Here is a 22,940-nt window from a genome sequence, read left to right as displayed (position 1 = left end):
CCCACTCGACGGCCTTACACCCCCCACCGACTTCAAGAACAGTCCCCTCGACCTCACTCCTTCTGCAAGGATGGGTATAAATAAGTAACACCACGCTCCAACCGGGTGCGCCAGACACCACGATCGCCCCCTGCCAGTGCACGGTTTGCACCGAAAAAACCGCGCGCAAACGGTCAAATGCGCACGAATTTATACATATGCGACATTAAGGTACGTTCGTGCCACTGTTTAACGCCTGTGGTCGTTCAGGATCTTGCATTGGGTATGGCCCCTGCATAAGTATCCGCAGGCACGGCTCACGAGGTCGTCCTCTAATTCCAAAAATGACAACAAATCATGAGGCCAACATGCTTAAACACGCGGTCATTCCGTTTTTAGTCGGCGCCAGCTTGTTAGCTGCCGCACCTTTCGCCCAAGCGGCGACTAACCTGGTGTTTTGCTCCGAAGGGAGCCCGGCCGGTTTTGATCCTGGTCAGTACACCACCGGAACCGACTTCGACGCCTCTGCAGAAACCATGTTCAACCGCTTGACTCAGTTCGAGCGCGGCGGCACCGCCGTTATTCCTGGTCTGGCGACCAAATGGGACATCTCCGATGACGGCCTGACATACACCTTCCACCTGCGTGAAGGCGTCAAGTTCCACACCACCCCGTACTTCAAGCCCACTCGCGAGTTCAACGCCGACGACGTGCTGTTCACCTTTAATCGCATGATTAACAAGGATGACCCGTTCCGTAAGGCGTACCCGACCGAATTCCCGTACTTCACCGACATGGGGATGGATACCAACATCACCAAGATCGATAAAGTCGACGACAAGACCGTCAAGTTCACCCTCAAAGAAGTGGACGCGGCGTTCATCCAGAACATGGCCATGAGCTTCGCCTCGATCCAGTCCGCCGAGTACGCCGACAAGCTGCTCAAGGAAGGCAAAGCCGCCGATATCAACCAGAAGCCGGTCGGCACTGGCCCGTTCGTGTTCAAGAGCTACCAGAAAGACTCCAACATCCGCTACACCGGGAACAAGGACTACTGGAAGCCTGATGACGTCAAGATCGACAACCTGATCTTCGCCATCACCACCGACCCGTCGGTACGTATCCAGAAGCTGAAGAAGGGCGAGTGCCAGATCACTCTGTTCCCGCGTCCGGCCGACCTGAAGGCGCTGAAAGAAGACAAGACCCTGAAAGTGCCTGACCAGGCCGGTTTCAACCTGGGTTACATCGCCTACAACGTGATGGACAAGATCAAGGGCAGCGACCAGCCGAACCCGATGGCCCAACTGAAAGTGCGTCAGGCACTGGACATGGCCGTCAACAAGCAGCAGATCATCGACTCGGTTTACCAGGGTGCAGGTCAACTGGCCGTCAACGCCATGCCGCCGACCCAGTGGTCTTACGACACCACTATCAAGGATGCGCCGTACAACCCTGAGAAAGCCAAAGAGCTGCTCAAGGAAGCCGGCGTCAAGGAAGGCACCGAGATCAACCTGTGGGCGATGCCGGTACAGCGTCCTTACAACCCGAACGCCAAGCTGATGGCAGAAATGCTGCAGTCCGACTGGGCCAAGATCGGCATCAAAGCCAAGATCGTGACCTACGAGTGGGGCGAGTACATCAAGCGCTCCAAAGGCGGCGAAAACGGCGCGATGCTGATTGGCTGGAGCGGCGACAACGGTGACCCGGACAACTGGCTGAACGTGCTGTTCGGCTGCGATTCGCTGCAGGGCAACAACTTCTCCAAGTGGTGCGACAAGAAGTTCGACGGCATCGTCAAGGAAGCCAAGCGCACGACCGACCAGGGCAAGCGCACCGAACTGTACAAGCAGGCGCAACACGTCCTCAAAGACGCTGTTCCAATGACACCTATCGCTCACTCGACGGTGTTCCAACCCATGCGCAACGAAGTGCAGGATTTCAAGATCAGCCCATTCGGCTTGAACTCCTTCTACGGCGTTAGCGTCAGCAAATAAGATTTGGCAACGGCGACGTTTTTGACGTCGCCGTTGTTTTTTCTACCGAGAAACCAGGAAACAACCTACATCCAGTTCCGCTGCGGACTACAGCAGTGACATCGGACGCGTTGCCCTTTCCTACAAGTCTTTAGGACTCTACGCATTTACTGCCGGAACCGCGGCTCATACCGTCGGGATCTGACCAGTGCATGCGTGGGCTCTCGGTTCTGCTGCACGTCATGGCTTGAGCTCAGTGACGCCTCCACGTCCCCGGACGGGACCGCGGCTCATTGAAAACACTTAGAGAAAGAGAAAAGGGAGCGTCATGCGCCATACCTTGGTTTTATCCGCATTGCTGGGCACCGGCCTGCTGGCCGCCACTTCCATCAGCCAGGCCGCCAATAACAGCCTGGTGTTCTGCTCCGAAGGCAGCCCGGCTGGTTTCGACACCGCGCAGTACACGACCGCGACCGATAACGATGCTGCCGAGCCGTTGTACAACCGACTCGCAGAGTTCGAAAAAGGCGCCACCAACGTCGTACCGGGCCTGGCAACAAGCTGGGATATTTCCGAAGACGGCCTCAAGTACACCTTTCACCTGCGCGAAGGGGTGAAATTTCACACAACCAAGTACTTCACGCCGACCCGTGATTTCAACGCCGACGACGTGCTGTTCACGTTCAATCGCATGCTCGATCCGCAGCAACCTTTCCGTAAGGCCTATCCCACCGAATTCCCGTACTTCAACGGGATGAGCCTGAACAAGAACATCGCCAAGGTCGAGAAGACCGGCCCGCTGACCGTGGTCATGACGCTCAATAGCGTGGACGCCGCGTTCATCCAGAACATCGCCATGAGCTTCGCCGCCATCCTGTCCGCCGAATACGCCGACAAGCTGCTGGCCGAAGGCAAGCCGAGCGACATCAACCAGAAGCCGATCGGCACCGGACCGTTCGTATTCAAGAGCTACCAGAAAGATTCCAACATCCGTTACAGCGGCAACAAGCAGTACTGGGACCCGAGCCGGGTCAAGCTCGACAACCTGATTTTCGCCATCAACACCGACGCCTCGGTGCGCGTGCAGAAGCTCAAGGCCAACGAGTGCCAGATCACCCTGCACCCCCGCCCTGCCGATGTCGAAGCGCTGAAGAACGACACCAAACTCAAACTCATCGAGAAGCCCGGTTTCAACCTCGGCTACATCGCCTACAACGTGCGCCACAAGCCGTTCGACCAGCTTGAAGTGCGTCAGGCGCTGGACATGGCGGTGAACAAGCAAGGCATTCTCAACGCGGTATACCAAGGCGCCGGGCAACTTGCGCAAAACGCCATGCCGCCGACCCAATGGTCCTACGACGAGACCATCAAGGACGCCGCCTACAACCCGGAAAAAGCCAAGGAACTGCTCAAGGCTGCCGGCGTGAAGGAAGGCACCGAAATCACTTTATGGGCAATGCCGGTTCAGCGCCCGTACAACCCGAACGCCAAGTTGATGGCCGAGATGCTCCAGGCTGACTGGGCGAAAATCGGTCTCAAAGTGAAGATCGTCAGCTACGAATGGGGCGAGTACATCAAGCGCACCAAGAATGGCGAGCACGACGTCAGCCTGATTGGCTGGACCGGTGACAACGGGGACCCGGACAACTGGCTCGGCACGCTTTACAGCTGCGACGCCATTGGCGGCAACAACTATTCCCAATGGTGTGATCCGGCTTACGACAAGCTGATCAAGCAGGCCAAGGTCGTCACCGATCGTGACCAGCGCACCGTGCTCTACAAACAGGCTCAGCAGTTGCTCAAGCAGCAAGTGCCGATCACGCCTGTCGCCCACTCGACGGTCAACCAGCCGTTGAGCGCCAAAGTCGAAGGATTCAAGGTGAGTCCTTTCGGCCGCAACGTGTTCTCGGGCGTCAGTATCGACCAATAACCGATTAGCCAAAAACGCTGGGGGCGGATTCCGCCCTCACGCAAGCGTATTGCCGTAATTCGCCCAACAGGCGTGCAGCAAACGTTTGCGATGCCTTGTTTGAGTTACAAACCAATAGTCGGATCACCAAAAAAGACCGGCATTAAAAAAAGAAAGTAAGGAGCTTCACCCATGAAACTGAGCAGCACCGCGTTATTGGCCCTGGCCATCAGCAGCGTCACCGCCACGGCATACGCAGAATCCCAAAGCCAGGACTTCGTTCCGACCCAACTGGCAAGCACCAACGCACAGTCCGAAGCCAAGGGCTTCATTGATGGTCAGAGCCTGTCGGGCAGTACCCGTAACTGGTACGCCAACGAAGATAAACAGCGAGGCGCTACCTACAAGTACGAGCGCCACGGCGAAACCCTGACCGGCACGCGCCGTATCAACTGGGTTCAGGGCACCATCCTGAATTACACCTCGGGTTTCACCCAAGGCACCGTGGGTTTCAGCACCGAAGTCGCTGCTTACAATGCCATTGCACTGGATCGTAGCCGCGAAGACATCAAGGGCGGTTCCAACCGTACCCTGGCTCACACCAACGGTGACGCGGTGGATCAGTGGAGCAAACTGGGCCTGGCCAACGTCAAGGCGCGTATCTCCAACACCACCCTGACCGCCGGCCGCCAGAACTTCAGCAGCCCGATCGTCGACGTCATCGGCAACCGTCCGCTGCCTTCGAGCTTTGAGGGTGTGACCATTCACAGCGAAGAGTTCGACAACCTGTCGTTCGACCTCGGCACCTTCGACCGCGTATCGCCTCGTACCGAGCAGAGCCTGTCGAAATTTCGCTCTGAGTACACGAACAACAGCGCTGAAACCGACCACGTAAACACCGCGGGCCTGAACTATCAGCCGCTGAAGAGCCTGAAAACCAGCCTGTACGCGAGCAACGTAGAAGATTTCTGGAACCAGTACTACTTTGGCGCCACTCACGAACTGGGCGACAGCTCGATCCTGAGCCTGACCACCGGCCTGAACTACTACAAAACCGTCGACGAAGGCAAAAAGTTGATGGGTGAGATCGACAACGACACTTACTCGCTGTCGTTGGGCCTGACTCACCTCGCCCATAGCCTGACGTTCTCTTATCAGGAAGTGAACGGTAACGAGTACTTCGACTACCTGCATGAAACCAACGGCATTTACCTGGCCAACTCCTTGCTGTCCGACTTCAACGGCCCGAACGAGAAGTCCTTCCAGATCGCCTACGGCCTCAACATGGCCGAATACGGCGTGCCAGGCCTGAAGTTCAACATCTACCAGGCTCGCGGCTGGGGCATCGACGGTACGCACTACACCGGTACCGCCTACGACGTACGTAATATGGACGGCGAGAACCACTATGAATACGGCATCGGTACTTCGTACGCCGTACAGAGCGGTCCGCTCAAGGCCACCACAGTTCGCGCTACCTACACCACCCACCGCGCCAGCGATAACCAGGCTGACGGTAGCATCAACGAGTTCCGTCTCGTGACCACCATCCCGTTCAAAATTTTGTAAAAAGCGCCAGCCGACGGCTGACTCATGATGAGTCGGCCATTCGGTTTCTTCCTGTTCAACCGATTGCAGAGGGTTCTTGATGAAAATGCTTCCCCTACGTGCGGCCATCGCTGCCGCGTTGCTGAGTGTTGCCGTTGGCGTCTCGGCCAAACCCCTGGTGGTTTGTACCGAAGCCAGTCCGGAAGGCTTCGACATGGTTCAGTACACGACTGCAGTCACCGCCGACGCAGTGGCCGAAACCATCTTCAACCGCCTGGCGGACTTCAAGCCCGGCACCACGGAAGTGATTCCGGCACTGGCCGAGTCCTGGGATATCAGCGAAGACGGCCTGACCTACACCTTCCACCTGCGCAAAGGCGTCAAGTTTCACACCACCGAATACTTCAAGCCGACCCGCGACATGAACGCCGACGACGTGGTCTGGAGCTTCCAGCGTCAGCTGGACCCGAATCACCCATGGCACAAGCTGTCGAGCGTGGGCTTCCCGTACTTTGAAAGCATGGGTTTCAAGGAACTGCTCAAAAGCGTAGAGAAGATCGACGACAACACAGTCAAATTCACCCTGACCCGTCGCGAAGCGCCGTTCCTGGCCGACATCGCCATGGCGTTCTCCTCGATTTACCCTGCCGAGTACGCTGACCAGCTGCTCAAGACAAACAAGACCGGCGACCTGAACAACAAACCGGTCGGCACCGGCCCGTTCATTTTCCAGCGTTACGCCAAGGACGCTCAGGTTCGCTTCAAGGCCAACCCGGACTACTTCCGTGGCAAGCCGCCGGCAGACTCGTTGATCCTGGCCATCGCCACCGACAACAACGTGCGCCTGCAAAAGCTCAAGGCCAACGAATGCCAGGTGGCGCTGTATCCGAAGCCGGATGACATCCCGAGCATCAAGAAAGACGCCAAACTGAGCGTCGATGAACTGAACGCGATGACCGTTTCATACATCGCCATGAACACCACGCACAAATACATGAGTGATGTGCGGGTGCGCAAAGCCATCGACATCGCCTTCGATAAAGAGGCTTATGTCAACGCGCTGTTCGGTAAAGGCAATGCGACGGTGGCGGTCAACCCGTTCCCGGATACGCTGCTGGGCTACAACCACGATCTGAAGAATCCGCCCCGCGATCTGGACAAGGCCCGCGCCCTGCTCAAGGAAGCCGGTGTACCGGAAGGCACCACCTTCACCCTGTTCACCCGCAACGGTGGCGGCCCGACCAACCCGAACCCGATGCTCGGCGCGCAGATGATGCAGGCTGACCTGGCCAAGGTCGGGATCAAGATCGACATTCGCGTGATGGAATGGGGCGAAATGCTCAAACGCGCGAAAAACGGCGAGCACGATATGGTTTCCGCCGGATGGGCGGGCGATAACGGCGACCCGGATAACTTCCTGACGCCTATGCTCAGTTGCGAAGCCGCGAAGAACGGCGAAAACTATGCGCGCTGGTGCAATGACAAGTTCCAGACGCTGATCGACCAGGCCCGGGAAAAAACCGATCCGGCCGAGCGGGCAGCGCTGTACGAACAGGCTCAGGTTATTTTTAACCAGGACCAGCCATGGATCAGCATGGCGCACACTAGAATGTTCACCGCAATGCGCAACAACGTAGAGGGCTATCACATTAGCCCCCTCACCACTAATAACTTCGCCACCACCCAGGTGAAGTAGATAAGAAAACTCCCGGTGTCCCTGACTCCAGGGACACCAGGCACGCCTAACCGGCTGATGAGGTACACCAGAAGATGTTTAGTTTTATTGCCCGCCGATTGGGGTTATTGATCCCCACGTTCTTCGGCATCACCTTGCTGACTTTCGCGTTGATTCGCATGATTCCAGGCGACCCCGTGGAAGTAATGATGGGCGAACGTCGAGTCGACCCCGAAATGCATGCTCAGGCAATGGAACGCCTAGGTCTGAACAAACCGCTGTATGCCCAATACCTGGATTACATTGGCAAACTGGCCCACGGCGATCTCGGCGAATCCCTGCGTACCCGGGAAAGCGTCTGGAGCGAATTCACCTCCCTATTCCCTGCGACCCTGGAATTGTCCATGGCCGCCCTGTTGTTCGCCGGCATCCTGGGCCTGTTGGCCGGGGTGATTGCGGCACTCAAGCGAGGATCCCTGTTCGACCATGGGGTGATGGGCATCTCCCTGGCGGGATATTCGATGCCGATCTTCTGGTGGGGCCTGATCCTGATCATGTTCTTCTCGGTGTCACTGGGCTGGACGCCAGTGTCCGGGCGGATCGACCTGCTCTATGACATCGAGCCGCGCACCGGCTTCATGCTCATCGACACGCTGCTGGCCGATGACGTCGGCGCGTTCTTCGATGCCCTGCATCACCTCATCCTGCCGGCCATCGTGCTCGGCACCATCCCGCTGGCTGTTATTGCGCGGATGACCCGTTCGTCGATGCTCGAAGTGCTGCGTGAGGATTACATCCGTACCGCCCGCGCCAAAGGCCTGTCGCCGTCGCGCGTGGTGTTCGTGCACGGCCTGCGCAACGCGCTGATTCCGGTGCTGACGGTGGTCGGCCTGCAAGTCGGCACATTGCTGGCCGGTGCGGTCCTGACCGAAACCATTTTCTCGTGGCCCGGCATCGGCAAATGGCTGATCGAAGCCATTGGCGCACGGGATTACCCCGTGGTGCAAAACGGCATCCTGTTAATCGCCTGCCTGGTGATTCTGGTCAACTTCGTGGTGGACATCCTCTACGGCTTTGCCAACCCACGCATCCGTCACCAGCGCTGAGATCATCATGACCATGACCACTCCAGCTTCAACTACAAATCAAGCGGTAACAGTCGATCAAAGCCTGCTGTATCCGTCCCCGTACAAAGAATTCTGGCAAGCGTTTTCCAAGAACAAAGGCGCCGTTGCCGGCCTGATGTTCATGCTGCTGGTGATTTTCTGCGCGATCTTCGCGCCGTGGGTTGCCCCGCATAACCCGAGCGAGCAATACCGCGACTTCCTGCTGACCCCGCCGTCCTGGCTGGAAGGCGGGCAGATCCAGTTCCTGCTCGGCACCGATGAACTGGGTCGCGATCTGCTGTCGCGGTTGATCAACGGTTCGCGCCTGTCCTTGCTGATCGGCTTGTCGTCGGTGGTGATGTCGCTGATTCCGGGCATTCTGCTGGGTCTGTTCGCCGGGTTCTTCCCGCGCGTGCTCGGCCCGACCATCATGCGTCTGATGGACATCATGCTGGCCCTGCCGTCCCTGCTGCTGGCCGTGGCGATTGTCGCCATCCTCGGCCCTGGCCTGATCAACACCATCATTGCCATCGCCGTGGTTTCGTTGCCGTCCTACGTTCGTCTGACCCGCGCCGCGGTGATGGGCGAATTGAACCGCGACTACGTGACCGCCGCGCGCCTGGCCGGTGCCGGTCTGCCACGCCTGATGTTCGTCACCGTGCTGCCCAACTGCATGGCGCCGCTGATCGTTCAGGCGACCTTGAGCTTCTCCTCGGCGATTCTCGATGCCGCGGCACTGGGCTTCCTCGGCCTTGGCGTACAACCGCCAACCCCTGAGTGGGGCACCATGCTGGCTTCGGCTCGCGACTACATCGAACGCGCCTGGTGGGTGGTAAGTCTGCCTGGTTTGACCATTTTGCTCAGCGTGCTGGCAATCAACTTGATGGGCGACGGCCTGCGCGATGCGCTGGACCCGAAACTCAAGAACGCCGCCTGAGGAGATTCAAATGTCACTGTTAGAAATCAAGAATCTCAACGTTCGCTTCGGCGACAAGAACGCCGTTCCGGTGGTCGACGGGCTCGACATTTCCGTGGACAAGGGCGAAGTGCTGGCCATCGTTGGCGAGTCGGGCTCCGGTAAATCCGTGACCATGATGGCGCTGATGGGCCTGATCGAGCATCCGGGGATCGTCACCGCCGACGCCCTGAATTTCGACGGCAAGAACATGCTCAAGCTCAGCAACCGTCAGCGCCGGCAAATCGTCGGCAAAGACCTGGCCATGGTCTTCCAGGACCCGATGACTGCGCTGAACCCGAGCTACACCGTCGGTTTCCAGATCGAGGAAGTGCTGCGCCTGCACCTGAAAATGTCCGGCAAGCAAGCCCGCGCACGCGCCATCGAGCTGCTGGAAAAAGTGGAAATCCCGGGCGCCGCCAGCCGTATGGACGCCTACCCGCATCAACTGTCCGGTGGCATGAGCCAGCGTGTTGCGATCGCCATGGCGATTGCCGGCGAACCGAAACTGCTGATCGCCGACGAACCGACCACTGCCCTCGACGTAACGATTCAGGCGCAGATCATGGACCTGCTGCTGGCGTTGCAGAAAGAACAGAACATGGGCCTGGTGCTGATCACTCACGACCTCGCGGTCGTGGCCGAAACCGCCCAGCGTGTGTGCGTGATGTACGCCGGCCAAGCGGTCGAAGTCGGTCAGGTGCCGCAACTGTTCGACATTCCGGCGCACCCGTACAGCGAAGCGCTGCTCAAGGCGATTCCGGAACACAGCCTCGGCGCCACGCGCCTGGCCACGCTGCCGGGTATCGTTCCCGGTCGTTACGACCGCCCGCAAGGCTGCCTGCTGTCGCCGCGCTGCCCGTATGTGCAGGACAACTGCCGTGCGCAACGTCCGGCCCTTGACCCGAAAAGCAACAGCCTCGCCCGCTGCTTCTACCCGCTGAACCAGGAGGTGGCGTAATGGCCGTCGTACTTACCGCCCGCGACCTCACCCGTCACTACGAAGTGTCCCGCGGCCTGTTCAAGGGCCATGCGACCGTACGTGCCCTGAACGGTGTGTCGTTCGAACTGGAAGCCGGCAAGACCCTCGCCGTCGTAGGCGAATCCGGTTGCGGCAAATCCACCCTGGCCCGCGCCCTGACGCTGATCGAAGAGCCGTCCTCCGGTTCCTTGAAAATCGCCGGGCAGGAAGTTGCCGGCGCCGACAAGGCTCAACGCAAACAACTGCGCAAAGACGTGCAGATGGTATTCCAGAGCCCGTACGCCTCGTTGAACCCACGGCAGAAAGTCGGGGATCAACTGGCCGAGCCATTGCTGATCAACACCAGCCTCAGCGCCACTGAACGTCGCGAGAAAGTGCAGGCGATGATGAAGCAGGTCGGTTTGCGCCCTGAGCATTATCAGCGTTATCCACACATGTTCTCCGGCGGCCAGCGCCAGCGGATCGCCCTCGCCCGCGCGATGATGCTGCAACCGAAAGTGCTGGTGGCGGACGAACCGACTTCGGCGCTGGACGTGTCGATCCAGGCGCAGGTGCTGAACCTGTTCATGGATTTGCAGCAAGAGTTCAACACCGCCTACGTGTTCATCTCGCACAACCTGGCGGTGGTGCAGCACGTTGCCGATGACGTGATGGTGATGTACCTCGGCCGCCCGGTGGAAATGGGCCCGAAGAACGACATTTATGAGCGTCCGCTGCACCCGTACACCCAGGCGTTGCTGTCGGCCACCCCGACCATTCACCCGGACCCGAACAAGCCGAAAATCAAGATCGTCGGCGAGTTGCCCAACCCGTTGAACCCGCCGTCGGGCTGCGCTTTCCACAAGCGCTGCCCGTACGCGACCGAGCGCTGCAAAACCGAAGAGCCAGCCTTGCGCCCTCTCGATAACCGGCAGGTGGCTTGCCACTACGCCGAGCAGTTCCTCGACGGCGCGGCATAAACGGGGAATAAAAACCTGTGGGAGCGGGCTTGCCCGCGAAGGCGGTGTGTCAGTCATTATTTTTGCCACTGACCTACCGCATTCGCGAGCAAGCTCGCTCCCACAAGGTATAGGTGATCTGTTCAAAAACCTCTTCGGCTTCGATTGCGCATCAATCGGGTAGAAGGGGTTTTATTTTGCCTGTTACTCAAGCCCCTTCATTTTCATCTTCATCGGCATCGGGATCGTCGGTGGTCGAGTCATCATCGCCCTCACTGCCGCCCTGGCCTTGATCGCCCGGTTCGGACTCGGACTTGGCGACCATCAGGCCGGTATGCGTCACCTGCCCGCTCGACGCCTGCTCCCCATGCTCGGGGCAGTCCGCCCACGCCGCCGACATGCCCACCGACAGCATCACCAAAACTTTCAGCAACAACACCATGCGTTGAAAAATGCTCATAGCCGATTCCATCCTTCGCGGGTTAAGCGTGGGAGCCACGGTACTCTTTGAAATCTAGTTCCGATTGGCCCGGTTCACCTGAATAGGACCCTGACGAAGGACGGGAAATGCCGTGAACAGGGAGATTGCTTTGGAATAAACGCTATCTCGAATCGTAATCGCTCACTGTAGGAGCGAGCTCGCGATGTTCGCAAGCGCGCCGTGTTTATCCAGAAAGAACGCCTCATCGTTAACGTCCATCGCCAGCAAGCTGTCTCCTACAGGGGAGGGGAATGTGTCGGGCACAAAAAAGCCCCGGCGTTTTCGCAACCGGGGCTTTTGGTTTTGCAGCTCAGCGCTTAATGATGCTCACGCGTCGCACGGAATTTCACATCCGGCCAGCGCTCTTCCATCAGCGCCAGGTTGACGCGGGTCGGGGCCAGGTAAGTCAGGTGACCGCCGCCGTCAACCGCAAGGTTTTCCACGGCCTTGACCCGGAATTCCTCGAATTTCTTCTTATCGTCGCAATCGATCCAGCGCGCGGAATACACGGTGATCGGCTCGTAAGAGCACTCGACCTTGTATTCCTCTTTCAAGCGGCTGGCGACCACATCGAACTGCAGCACACCAACGGCGCCGAGGATGATGTCGTTGCTGCGCTCGGGGAAGAACACCTGGGTCGCGCCCTCTTCCGCCAATTGCTGCAAACCCTGGCGCAGTTGCTTGGATTTCAGCGGATCACGCAGACGCACACGACGGAACAGTTCCGGGGCGAAGTGCGGAATACCGGTAAAACCTAGCACTTCGCCTTCGGTGAAGGTGTCGCCGATCTGGATGGTGCCGTGGTTGTGCAGGCCGATGATGTCGCCGGCAAACGCTTCTTCCAGTTGCTCACGCTCGGAGGAGAAGAACGTCAGGGCGTCGCCGATGCGCACGTCCTTGCCGGTGCGCACGTGGCGCATCTTCATGCCCTTTTCGTACTTGCCGGAGCAGATACGCATGAAGGCGATACGGTCGCGGTGTTTCGGGTCCATGTTCGCCTGGATCTTGAACACGAAGCCGCTGAATTTTTCTTCGACCGGTTCTACGGTGCGTTCGTTGGCGACACGGGCCAGCGGTTTCGGTGCCCAGTCGACCACGGCGTCGAGCACGTGATCGACACCGAAGTTGCCCAGTGCGGTACCGAAGAACACCGGCGTCAGTTGGCCGTCGAGGAATTCCTGCTGGTTGAATTCGTGGCAGGCGCCTTGCACCAGTTCCAGTTGGTCAACGAAGCGATCGTATTCATCACCCAAGTGCGCGCGAGCTTCATCGGAGTCGAGCTTCTCGATGATTTTCACATCGGTGCGCTCGTGGCCGTGACCGGCGGTGTACACGATGATGTAGTCGTCGGCGAGGTGATAAACGCCCTTGAAGTCGCGGTAGCAACCGATCGGCCAGGTGATCGGCGCCGCCTTGATCTTCAGGACCGCTTCGATTTCGTCGAGCAGTTCGATCGGGTCGCGAATGTCACGGTCGAGTTTGTTGATGAAGCTGACGATCGGCGTGTCACGCAGACGGCAAACGTCCATCAGCGCGATGGTCCGTGGCTCAACACCCTTACCGCCGTCGAGAACCATCAAGGCCGAGTCCACCGCTGTCAGCGTGCGGTAGGTATCTTCGGAGAAGTCTTCGTGGCCCGGGGTGTCGAGCAGGTTGATCATGTGGTCGCGATACGGGAACTGCATGACCGACGTGGTAATGGAAATACCCCGTTGTTTTTCCATTTCCATCCAGTCGGAAGTGGCATGGCGGTCGGACTTGCGAGACTTCACCGTGCCCGCAATCGCAATCGCCTTGCCCATCAGCAAGAGCTTCTCGGTGATGGTGGTTTTACCGGCATCGGGGTGGGAAATGATGGCAAACGTGCGTCTGGCGTTGACTTCATTGACAATTTTACTATCGGACATCGCTTAAAATCTCGATTGTGTACGCTGATATGTACACAGTTAAAAAAGTACCTTTGGCCGATTGCAAAGGCCAACACAGAGAACCGCGCATTGTACCAAATGGTGATGGGGAATGCCCGAGACAGCAGTCAATCGGGCGCGACGCCCCCCTCACGCCTGCCAGTAGCAAGCGCTGAGCCGCTCGGAATGCTGCCGGTAATGAGAGTGGACAGCATGATGGCAAATAGGTAGCGTCCAAGAAACGTCTGTAGCGGCACCGTACAAAGAAACTACAGACACTCTAATGCTGATTGCCCAAAAGGATAATTGTAGCGATGTACTATCATGTGATTGTGAAACCAAAGTCGGACCAATATTATGGCGAATACAAAACCGACCTTACTAAGGAACAGTTAATATCACGATTTGTTGAGCCTTATGAGCAAGGCTCGCCAATCATCATTAATGGAAAAACTGTACAACCAGACGATCTAGAAAGAATAAAAATCTCCGAAAGCGAGAAAACAATTGAGTCCTTTATCGCCCAGGTTAAATTTGATGACCAACAATCTTCTGTAGCATTCATTGGTGGCCCGTCCTATACGTACCAGGCAATCGGTCGCGCCAAAGATGTAACGGATGATTTCATTGAAGGTGCAGTTGGTTACAAAAAGACATTGAAGAAAGAAGCCACGTCAAAATCATCTAAAAACACCGGCAATCAGAAGAAGATTTTTATTGTGCATGGCCACGATGAAAGTGCTCAAAACAAAGCCGCCAGATTTATTGAAAAACTCGGGTTCGAAGCAGTCATTCTACATGAGAAGGCTAGCTCTGGACGGACTATTATTGAAAAAATAGAACACTACTCTGACGTAGGTTTTGCCGTAGTTCTTTACACCCCCGACGATGTGGGAAACGTAAAATCAGCAGCTGACAATCTAAATCTACGCGCCCGCCAGAACGTAGTGTTTGAGCACGGATATCTGATCGGAAAACTGGGACGGCAAAACGTGGCCGCACTTGTCGATGGTAAGCTGGAGCTTCCCAACGACATAAGCGGTGTCGTCTATATAAGCCTGGATGAGGCTTCAGCATGGCATTTGCAGCTTGCCAAGGAAATGAAACAGTCTGGGTATGACATCGACATGAATAAACTTATTTGACGTTTCTCTCTCTTGAAGGAATATTTTATGAGCCCTGAAATTTTAGAGTGGATCTCAAAGCAAGCTCCCGGCTTTGGCCAATTATCGTTAGAGGAACGCGACGCTATAGCCGACTTCTCTCTAATCTGGAGTTTTTTTGAGGGCACCAGATTGAATGGCTTCGGAAACATGACCACAATAAGGGCGCTTGCCGAAAGCCTTGAGATGCAGGGCGCTATCGAAAAATGCAATACAAATGCATATCTTCATTATTTAAAGCAGCGCTACATCGAAAACGGACAACTTAACTATAGATTTAATAATCTGCATATTGAACTCAGCAACAACCCGCCGGAAATCATTGCAGCACTACAAGATGATAGCGCCGATGAAAAAACAATATTGATAGGCTGCTTAGGTGTAGTATTCAGACTGAGGAATAATTTATTCCATGGCGCGAAATGGCATTACGAATTGCGCGAGCAAGAACAAAATTTCAGGAACGCAACATCATTCTTACTGAGATGCATGTAGAAAAATAAAACCGGCCACTCAAGATCTTTACCATCACACCTATTAAGCGGAGACACTAGATATGTCTGTCGATTACTTTGGAAAATACTTCAACGACGAGGGATTCGACTTCACGCGTCTTTTGAATGATGATTTCTTCCAGCCTGTACGAATTCTTTTCAACGCAAAGCATTACGTCTCTGCTTCGAAATTGCTGGTGGTGGCTATAGACTCAATAAGCTACATAGAATACGGCAACATTAAAGAGAACACTTTCATAAAATGGCTAAAAGAGTTTTCAGAAATAAAAACTCTTGGCATTACTGCGGAGGAGTTATGGGAGCACAGAAACTCGCTCCTTCACATGAGCAGTTTGAGTTCCAGAAAAGTAGTTGACGGTAAAGAAAGGGCCTTAGTTGCCTACATCGGCGAAATGCATCCAGATGTAAAATTGGATCAAGAGAAAACAGGCTACTACAATCTTTATTCATTAATTCAAGTGGTAGGTAGTGCCTGTGGGAAGTGGTGCTTAACATACGACGAGCAGCGCGAAAAAATAGATTCCTTCGTCGAGCGCTATGATCTGATTGCCTCAGACGCCCGGATGCAATGGATACATTACGACGCCAAATAAAATAACACGTTAACAAGTCACCGCTCTCGATCAGGCTCATGACCCTCGCGGTGAGGTGGTGGCGTTAGCGGTCGAGATCTCTCCGGCCCATCTCCTTCGCGCTGCTCCCGTCTATCCTTGCGGAATACAGCGGTAGCCCGCTCAAACGCCGCCATAAGATCGGGAACTTCTCTTTTTGGTTCTCGCTTTGCCTTCTCAAAAGCCGCGAGCACATCAGGGGCGGCTTTTTCGTTTTGCGCAAGATCAACATCAACGATTTCAACCAATGACGGCATAACACCATCCTCGCCACGAGCTCTGACACGCTGATCGCGCTTGTTATCCCGCATGAATGCGGCCAGCTCTCGTCTATCCACTTTTTCAAGGGATGCTGCCTTGCGTTCAATGCCGAATGCCTGAAGCTTGAGGCGGAAATCCAGAATCTTGGCATCCTGTGTTTGGCGAGCTTTCAGCTGAGCCTGCTGTTCGAGATGAGCGCGAACGCGTTTGGCATCTTGATAGTGGTGCAATTTCTGGCGCAAGAAATTGACACCGCTGACCCGGCCCAAGAACTCAGACAAGCCCGTGGGGCGGTTTTGATACCGCTCCCGGCGAACGGCTTTCATCATGGCAAGGTGGCCTGTACGCAGATTGTCCCGCTCTGCCCGGTGCTTTTCCTGCTGCGCAAGACGCAGGCAATGCTGGCGGTGCTTGAGTGCTTCTCGCTCGTGCTCTATCGCGCGCCGCCGCTCCATCTGGCCGTGCTTCAGTTCGGCGAGCCGGTCGGCGTAGTTATCTTCCTTAACGGCTCGCTCGATCAGCTTGCGGTGCGCCGCAACAAGCTTCTCAGCCTCCTGAACGGTCGGCAGTGATTCACACGGGAACTCCTTCTCAAGAAACTCACGGATGTCCTTTGTACGGATGGACTTATCATCAATGAGCTTTGGCAGCGCGTTCACGTTGCCGTAAAGATCGACGAGAACATAGGGACGGTTTCCGGTAGCCAGCATGTAGCCCCGTTCGGCGAGCGCATGCACGAACGAGCGGGCGTCGTCACTCTGTTGCCAGGCCTCCGTAACCTGCTGCTTATGGTCTTCTTTGGAGAGCCCGGTCTGCCGTAATTGCGCCTGCTCGTAAAGGGAGATCTGCCCGACCTTCCTGGATTTTTCATACCCTTCGGGAAGCGTCAGACCGTGATCACGGGCGAAACCCCGCGTCACCCGCATCAGCTTGTCCCGGTCAAAAGCCAGATGGACAGCTTTCTGATTATCAGCATCAATCCGTGACCAGACCACATGGCAGTGCTCACGACCATCCTTGATATGGAACACCACCGCGCGGGGTTGATCGCCTAACCCCAGGACATCCTCGGTACGCCGGATATAGTCCAGGTACTGATCGCGCGTCAACGGCCCCTGCGCGGGATCAGGATTGATCGACAGGCTGTAGAGATACTTCTCGCACCGGGTCAACGTATCGGCCTGCACCTGCCACTCTTTGAAAGCACCGTGCAGATCCCCGGCAATGGCTCCTCGCAGATCAGCCACCTCTGCCAGCTCGTTGTCGTAGGCATTTAGAAGGTGAGTGGCGAGGTCTTGGCCACTTCCCCGCTGCGACGCGAAAGGGATCATGGGTCCCTCCCCAAGGCCAGCATCAGATAGCTCCTGATTTCAGCGAGCTCATCCCGGCACTCCTGGAAAATCAGGCTGGGATCGCTATCAGTGGACGAGCGGCCAGCTTGCTCCAGCCGGTCGTTAATGCGGGCTGCTTGCGACAGCAGCATGGCAATCATCTTTTGATCCAGCGGCGAAACGCGTTTAGACCGGGGAGCGGCCCTGCCGAAAATAGCCTCGGTGATATAGCCGTTAATGGACTGACCTGAGTTCTGCACCCGCGCGTGAAACTCATCGCGCAACCTTTCGGGTGGGCGGTAAGAGATCGGCGCATCGCGTTTTTTCTTTGATCTGGTCATGCCGCCAACATAGCTGCTCCTAAAAAGCCGTCGCCTCCTGGTTTCCTCTCGTCTTCAGCACCGCGCAGTGGTCGATGGAATTCCAAAGGGAGAGCTGACATCTCTCTTTGGTCGGCACCGGGCCGAAACCCGGTCGTGGTTCAGGGCGCGAAAGTCCTGATCAAGGGTCGCAAGGGGCTACGAAGTGCCCCTTACTCGATGGGTTCAGGGAGAGCCGAAGTCTCCCTGATCGTGTGCAACGGCGAAACGTTGCGTCTAATCCCTTAGCAAAAATGTTCCCTAGAACATTTGCGCTTAGGGATTCCGAGGGGGGATCGCGGGGGACTGGAAGTCCCCACGCAAGGTGGGCGTGGTACTACCACGCACACCTTGTGCTCACTTCGTTCGCAACTGGCCCTTGAGTCCAGTTTAAGGCTGGGGGTATGAAGATTTTCTAAAAGAAACGACGACTGCTGATGCAGTTTCCAAATTTCTTTTGCGCTCTTCATTGCCTGATAGCATTTGTTTTTGTGGATGTGAATATAAAAATCAGAGGAGCCCGCATGACTGCATTGCGGCAATCGAAAATGCATGCAGGAGATTTATGCAGATCATGACGGATTCATATGGATTGAAAAAAAGGCGGACCTTGCGGCCCGCCTTTTCTTCAATCAGCGATGGCTATTCGCCTGACTGGTCGGTGCTTTCGATTTCGTAAAGCATGAAGTCGGAGACGACCTGCGTACCGGCTAACTTTATGTAGAACGATCCATCAGCATTTTTCCAGGCGACGCCGATGCGTTCGTACACGGCATTTTCGCCTGAGCCTTTGCGCACCTTCGCGACGAAGCCGGGTTTCTTGGATTCAGTTGCGGTTGTTTTGGTATTCATGTTGAGTCTCCTTTTTCGCTTGAGGCTGGGTTATTCCAGCGACGGAGCCCCCAGCAGCCAGCGAGCGACGACGTGTCATGGGCAACACGGGCCTGCACAGGGCGATAGCCCGAACAGGTGCAGGCTTGGTGCGGGCCGCCCATTGATACGCCGCCAGGGCATCGGCGAACGATGGCTAGAGGGTAAAGGCTAATAGCTGGGATAAAGACAGCCCCAGAAAAGGGAGTATCTGGATACCGCACTCGCATGCCGAATGAGCCAGAAGACGCAAATGAAGGAGCTTTCAGGCGATCGAATCCAACTCGACGAATAACCGAAGAAAACGGGTTCCACTGATCGGTCCGGACGCCCGCTCTATGATTACGCGCGGCACTTGAATCGTCGGCTAACAATGCGATCAACTACGCTCGATGGAATTTTGTATTTAGGCACGGACCAATATGAGTTAAAAACAGAGACAAAAAGCCGAAAGCACAAATGAACTGAATTTCAATCATCACCTTTGAATATTAGTTTTTATGGGTCAAATGCTAAACTTAACTACGCTACGGCATCTGAAGCAGACCAATACAGCAGCGGTAAACTTCACTGTATTTGCGCTGCAGATACGACTTCTAAAATACGGCATATTTAGACACTTTCCAGGCAAACTTATCTAACGCATCTCGACAATCGCACAAATCGAGTTATAGTTGAGATCTTTCTCAGCTAAGGGCCATTTTAAAAATGGATTATTTCGCTGCTTTGAAGAGCTTTGTCCGTGCAGCAGAGCTAAAAAGTTTCACTCGTGTCGCTCTGGACTTATCCATTCAGACGTCTACGGCATCCCGGCACATTTCAGATCTTGAGACTGATCTGCGGATCGCCCTCTTCAATCGCACGACACGCGGCTTGTCATTGACTGAAGGTGGGACCGTATTTTACGAAAAAGCATCTCAGCTACTACTCCAGTTAGACGAGGCGCGGGAGGCTGCGTCCTCCCTGAATCGAAATCCTGCGGGAGTATTGAGAGTGACGTTACCAGGCGCATTTGGTCGCCGACATATTATGCCATGGATTAATGAATTTTTAGCAAAGTATCCCGATATTGAGATAGAGGCTATTTTTACAGATGAAACTCTAAACCTAATCGAGTCCCGTATTGATCTAGGAATACGTATAGGCTCTTTAAAAGACTCGTCCTTGATTGCGCGACGCTTGGCACCCCAACAGAGAATTGCATGTGCAAGCCGAGACTATATTAAGTCTCATGGAGCCCCTTCAAAACCATCAGAACTTAACACTCACTCGTGCCTTGCATTTTCGCGAACGCCAGATAAATGCTGGTACGCTGAAAGAAAAACTTTGAAAAATCTCCACCCCGTCGGTAAAGACGTTGCAGATTGTTTGGTTGAAGAGACTACAGATTCGTCCAATGCACAAATCGAAGCATTAGAGCAGATTACTATCAGCGGTGCTTTCGCCGCTAATGATAGCGAAGCGTTATTAGAGGCAACACTAGGAGGACTAGGAATTGCTCTACTTCCCTCTTGGCTCATCCAGGCTCAATTGTCCGCAGGCAGGCTTATTGACGTGCTCCCCGATTGGGACATGCGGATTACAGCTGAAGCCCCTTCTATATGGGCGGTATATCCGTATAAAAAAACCGTCTCGAGCAAAGTCCGAACCTTCGTTGATTTTCTTATAGAAAAAATTGGCAATCCTCCATATTGGGATACAAATACTCCAAGACAGTGAAAAAAGTGGAAAAAAGTACGCCGCTAATACGGCGCACTATTAACAATTGCTTATTCAGCGAAGCGGATATCTAAAGCGCGAAGATAAGTCTGGAGTCCAGCATCCTGAATTGGGATAAGCCGTGCACTTTCCTTCGACTCATTGAAATGAGCATGCCAGTAACCCGGCGGCGTAATAAATGCCATACCGGCTTCCCAATCCACCCTAGTGGGATTAGCAATATTTCCTTCTTTGTCCAGAGTAGTACCCACAAGCGAATAACATCCTTTAGGGCAATCCACGATAAAGTCCAACGCTATTGATTGATGACGATGGGGCTTTTGAATAGAATTTCCGGGGAGCAAGCCAAACATAGCCCACAAGACATGAGTGACAGTCCTAGTCTGGTCAAAGTGCTCATTACCTAAGAGCACAGATACACGACTACGTTTATGCGCGCTTGGATCTTTTGAAACTTTTAACAATTCTTCTGCCGCGCGGTCTGCCGGATAAAATGTTGGAGAAAATCGCGGTTCTACAGCACTAACCCCAAGGTAGGTCATCAGTGGGGCATCGGTAACGTAGTACAGAGTAACTGTACTTTCCGCTGTCAAAATCGCTGACAACCCGCCAGGCAGCGTAAAAAACGCTCCCTCTGAAAAAGGAATATGATGCGCCCCTTGGATCGCAACACCTGCCCCGCTAATCACATAGAACACCTGTGAGGTGACAACTGGATCGATCACCAACTCCTCACCACTTACGATACGAACAAAACTGGCGAGCAAGCCGGGCCCTGTTGCCGGCGCAGCACAGTTTAGCTCCGCTGAAACATCCAATGGTATGACACGAGTCGGACCTTCTTCATATAACGACGCCGGGAACGTCTTGAAAGGCACTCTCGAAATTAACTGCGCAGCGATGGGATTAGCCGAAGTAGAGTATTCAAAGTACCGTGCATCTTCAGTAATGCCATAGTCATCCACAACGGGAACAGCTATATCTTTCAGCATATATTACTCCTTGAAAATTTCCTTAGCCCTCAAGCAGAACGCCAAGGCACGCCCACACTATAAAGCGACAAAAATGCATTCCCCTACCGGATCTATGCAAAACACTATTCAAAAAAATGCGCTTGTAGTGAAACTCAAGGCGTTAGCTCAAGCGTGCGGCATCTTTTTTTGAGGCGAAGTTTCATGACAGGGAGCCGACGCCTTGCGGCGCGGACTCACCCCCTTCAAGAGGAGGATTTAAGACTGATATTCATTTCGGAACGAAGGACTCCAGCAAAACCTGATGTTCTGCCTCCAAAAGCCGCTGTTGTAGGGCTTGCTCACTCTTCTAATTCCGGGGGGGGGGGACAAAGATCGCTGCGGACTGATCGCATACCGTGAAACTGGCCCTGCGCTGAGCGTCTCATGAAAAAATATTCACTCGCTCCATTTATCAGAACGATCCTGCTTGGTTACCCTAGTCCAATACCAAAGCACCTAAGATTCACGACGGTGAATAATCTAATCACGGGGTTATTGTCCAATCGTGGGCGAGTGAAGGTCGCGACCGAATTGAATGCGCAGTACTCATCGGGGCCCCTGGCTGCTCATTAAGCCGCGTTGGAGGCGTAGTACGCCGCAAGGATCTATGTCTTTTGCTAAAAATTCGCGCGTTTTACAGAGTATATCGATAGTTCCCAAACAACCCCGAATCATATTTTAAAGGGGATGGGGCCTCTCCCAGTAATCCGGAGAGTTATATAAAGTTTTAAGATACTCGACAAAAAGACGTACTTTGGCTGGTAAATAGCGCTGTTGGGGGTAGACCGCCTGAATATTGTAATTGGGCAAAGCAAACTCATCCAGTACTGTAACCAGTTCACCTCGCTTAAGCTCTCCTTGGATTTCCCACGTTGAGCGCCAACCAATACCGAGCCCCTGACGTATCCAGGCGAAAAGTAATTCACCATCATTGCAAGCAACGTTACCGCTGACTTTCATCGCGATCTGTCGGCCATCGCGCAAGAACGTCCAGCCCCGTTGCTGGCCACCCTGCAAATTGAAAGCCAGGCAATTGTGGTGTGCCAAATCCTCTAGCGTTTGCGGTGCACCATGCTTAGCAAAATAATCTGGCGTCCCGCAAACCACCCTCCAATTGGGGAAGAGCTTGATCGCCACGTAGTTTGGGTCAGTGACTTCTCCGATACGGATGCTCATATCGTACCCCTCGCTGACCAGGTCAATCACGCTGTCCGTAAAGTTAAAGGATAACTGGAGATCTGGAAAACGCTGCTGGAAGGCATAGACATGAGGGGCAATATGATGTCGTCCAAAAGCAGCCGGAGCGGACACCACTAAGTGGCCGCTGACTGTAGTGCTACTGTTGCTGACGCCTGATTCGACCTCGTCAAATTCGCGCATCAAATGCTTGGCCCCTTCCAGTAACTGCTCTCCCGCCTCGGTCAACTTCAAGCCTCGCGTGGAGCGATGCATCAACTTGACACCCAAGCGCTTTTCGAGCGCATCGAGTCGTCGACCAAGGATCGCCGGAGTCACCCCCTCATTCAGTGCAGCGGCGGCAAAGCTGCCCTTATGGGCGACCTGAATAAAACTGTGTAGCTCGACATAACGACCCATCGATACCTCATGTATCGGCAGAAACCGATTTTTGGCTATTCACGCCAAT

The 22,940-nt window shown here is 54.8% G+C and carries 19 protein-coding genes; 12 read left to right on the top strand and 7 right to left on the bottom strand.

The window, feature by feature from the left end; all coding sequences use genetic code 11:
* Positions 1-347: 347 nt before the first annotated feature.
* The 8 genes from PMI01S_RS03925 to PMI01S_RS03890 all read left to right on the top strand — a co-directional run bounded on the left by PMI01S_RS03925 (position 348) and on the right by PMI01S_RS03890 (position 11,086).
* Positions 348-1,973 (top strand): ABC transporter substrate-binding protein, encoded by a 1,626-nt coding sequence (locus PMI01S_RS03925; RefSeq protein ID WP_084318080.1) that lies wholly within the window; start codon positions 348-350, stop codon positions 1,971-1,973.
* Between the two features lie 307 nt (positions 1,974-2,280).
* A complete protein-coding gene (locus tag PMI01S_RS03920) occupies positions 2,281-3,882 on the top strand; it encodes an ABC transporter substrate-binding protein (protein WP_084318079.1) in 1,602 nt (533 codons plus the stop codon).
* A 171-nt stretch (positions 3,883-4,053) separates the two neighbouring features.
* Positions 4,054-5,430, top strand: a complete 1,377-nt coding sequence (locus tag PMI01S_RS03915) for an OprD family porin (RefSeq protein WP_084318078.1) — start codon at positions 4,054-4,056, stop codon at positions 5,428-5,430.
* A gap of 79 nt (positions 5,431-5,509) precedes the next feature.
* Complete coding sequence (locus PMI01S_RS03910; protein WP_084318077.1) at positions 5,510-7,105, top strand: ABC transporter substrate-binding protein; 1,596 nt, start codon at positions 5,510-5,512, stop codon at positions 7,103-7,105.
* A gap of 74 nt (positions 7,106-7,179) precedes the next feature.
* Positions 7,180-8,190: an ABC transporter permease subunit gene (locus PMI01S_RS03905; protein WP_017336505.1), complete on the top strand. Its 1,011-nt coding sequence runs from the start codon at positions 7,180-7,182 to the stop codon at positions 8,188-8,190.
* Positions 8,191-8,203: 13 nt separating this feature from the next.
* Positions 8,204-9,127, top strand: coding sequence for an ABC transporter permease subunit (locus PMI01S_RS03900; RefSeq protein ID WP_084318186.1), 924 nt, complete (start codon positions 8,204-8,206; stop codon positions 9,125-9,127).
* 10 nt (positions 9,128-9,137) lie between these two features.
* Entirely contained in the window at positions 9,138-10,106 is a 969-nt protein-coding gene (locus PMI01S_RS03895; RefSeq protein ID WP_084318076.1) for an ABC transporter ATP-binding protein, read from the top strand.
* Positions 10,106-11,086: a peptide ABC transporter ATP-binding protein gene (locus PMI01S_RS03890; RefSeq protein ID WP_084318075.1), complete on the top strand. Its 981-nt coding sequence runs from the start codon at positions 10,106-10,108 to the stop codon at positions 11,084-11,086. The genes PMI01S_RS03895 and PMI01S_RS03890 overlap by 1 nt, the downstream gene beginning before the upstream one ends.
* Positions 11,087-11,273: 187 nt before the next feature.
* On the opposite strand, the gene PMI01S_RS03885 is transcribed toward PMI01S_RS03890, so the two are convergent.
* On the bottom strand, positions 11,274-11,525 hold the full coding sequence (locus PMI01S_RS03885; RefSeq protein WP_084318074.1) for a hypothetical protein: 252 nt from the start codon (positions 11,523-11,525) through the stop codon (positions 11,274-11,276).
* A gap of 338 nt (positions 11,526-11,863) precedes the next feature.
* On the bottom strand, positions 11,864-13,453 hold the full coding sequence (locus PMI01S_RS03880) for a peptide chain release factor 3 (RefSeq protein WP_084318073.1): 1,590 nt from the start codon (positions 13,451-13,453) through the stop codon (positions 11,864-11,866).
* A 314-nt stretch (positions 13,454-13,767) separates the two neighbouring features.
* Between PMI01S_RS03880 and PMI01S_RS03875 the strand changes: the two genes are divergently transcribed.
* The 3 genes from PMI01S_RS03875 to PMI01S_RS03865 all read left to right on the top strand — a co-directional run bounded on the left by PMI01S_RS03875 (position 13,768) and on the right by PMI01S_RS03865 (position 15,724).
* On the top strand, positions 13,768-14,598 hold the full coding sequence (locus PMI01S_RS03875) for a TIR domain-containing protein (RefSeq protein WP_057004223.1): 831 nt from the start codon (positions 13,768-13,770) through the stop codon (positions 14,596-14,598).
* A 27-nt stretch (positions 14,599-14,625) separates the two neighbouring features.
* The gene (locus PMI01S_RS03870; protein ID WP_057004222.1) at positions 14,626-15,111 is read left to right on the top strand and encodes a hypothetical protein; all 486 of its coding nucleotides are present in this window, start codon (positions 14,626-14,628) and stop codon (positions 15,109-15,111) included.
* Between the two features lie 61 nt (positions 15,112-15,172).
* Positions 15,173-15,724, top strand: a complete 552-nt coding sequence (locus PMI01S_RS03865; protein WP_057004221.1) for a hypothetical protein — start codon at positions 15,173-15,175, stop codon at positions 15,722-15,724.
* 17 nt (positions 15,725-15,741) lie between these two features.
* Here the strand turns inward: PMI01S_RS03865 and PMI01S_RS03860 are convergent, their stop codons facing one another.
* From PMI01S_RS03860 to PMI01S_RS03850, 3 genes are all read right to left on the bottom strand, one after another.
* The gene (locus PMI01S_RS03860) at positions 15,742-17,334 is read right to left on the bottom strand and encodes a relaxase/mobilization nuclease domain-containing protein (RefSeq protein WP_057004220.1); all 1,593 of its coding nucleotides are present in this window, start codon (positions 17,332-17,334) and stop codon (positions 15,742-15,744) included.
* Complete coding sequence (locus PMI01S_RS03855; RefSeq protein WP_225441876.1) at positions 17,331-17,675, bottom strand: hypothetical protein; 345 nt, start codon at positions 17,673-17,675, stop codon at positions 17,331-17,333. The genes PMI01S_RS03860 and PMI01S_RS03855 overlap by 4 nt, the downstream gene beginning before the upstream one ends.
* A gap of 660 nt (positions 17,676-18,335) precedes the next feature.
* Positions 18,336-18,545 carry a hypothetical protein gene (locus PMI01S_RS03850; RefSeq protein ID WP_057005186.1) on the bottom strand — a complete coding sequence of 70 codons (210 nt, stop codon included), beginning with the start codon at positions 18,543-18,545 and terminating at the stop codon, positions 18,336-18,338.
* Positions 18,546-19,271: 726 nt separating this feature from the next.
* On the opposite strand from PMI01S_RS03850, the gene PMI01S_RS03845 reads away from it, so the two are divergent.
* On the top strand, positions 19,272-20,282 hold the full coding sequence (locus PMI01S_RS03845; RefSeq protein WP_082643874.1) for a LysR family transcriptional regulator: 1,011 nt from the start codon (positions 19,272-19,274) through the stop codon (positions 20,280-20,282).
* Positions 20,283-20,332: 50 nt separating this feature from the next.
* Here PMI01S_RS03845 and PMI01S_RS03840 read toward each other — a convergent pair whose 3' ends face one another.
* Both PMI01S_RS03840 and PMI01S_RS03835 read right to left on the bottom strand, forming a co-directional pair.
* Entirely contained in the window at positions 20,333-21,274 is a 942-nt protein-coding gene (locus PMI01S_RS03840; RefSeq protein ID WP_082643873.1) for a cupin domain-containing protein, read from the bottom strand.
* A gap of 699 nt (positions 21,275-21,973) precedes the next feature.
* Positions 21,974-22,891, bottom strand: a complete 918-nt coding sequence (locus tag PMI01S_RS03835; protein ID WP_057005185.1) for a LysR family transcriptional regulator — start codon at positions 22,889-22,891, stop codon at positions 21,974-21,976.
* Positions 22,892-22,940: the final 49 nt, after the last annotated feature.

Origin of the sequence: Pseudomonas migulae NBRC 103157, from assembly GCF_002091715.1 — a bacterium.
Classification (GTDB): domain Bacteria; phylum Pseudomonadota; class Gammaproteobacteria; order Pseudomonadales; family Pseudomonadaceae; genus Aquipseudomonas; species Aquipseudomonas migulae_A.
This window is presented reverse-complemented; position numbering and strand designations above follow the sequence as displayed.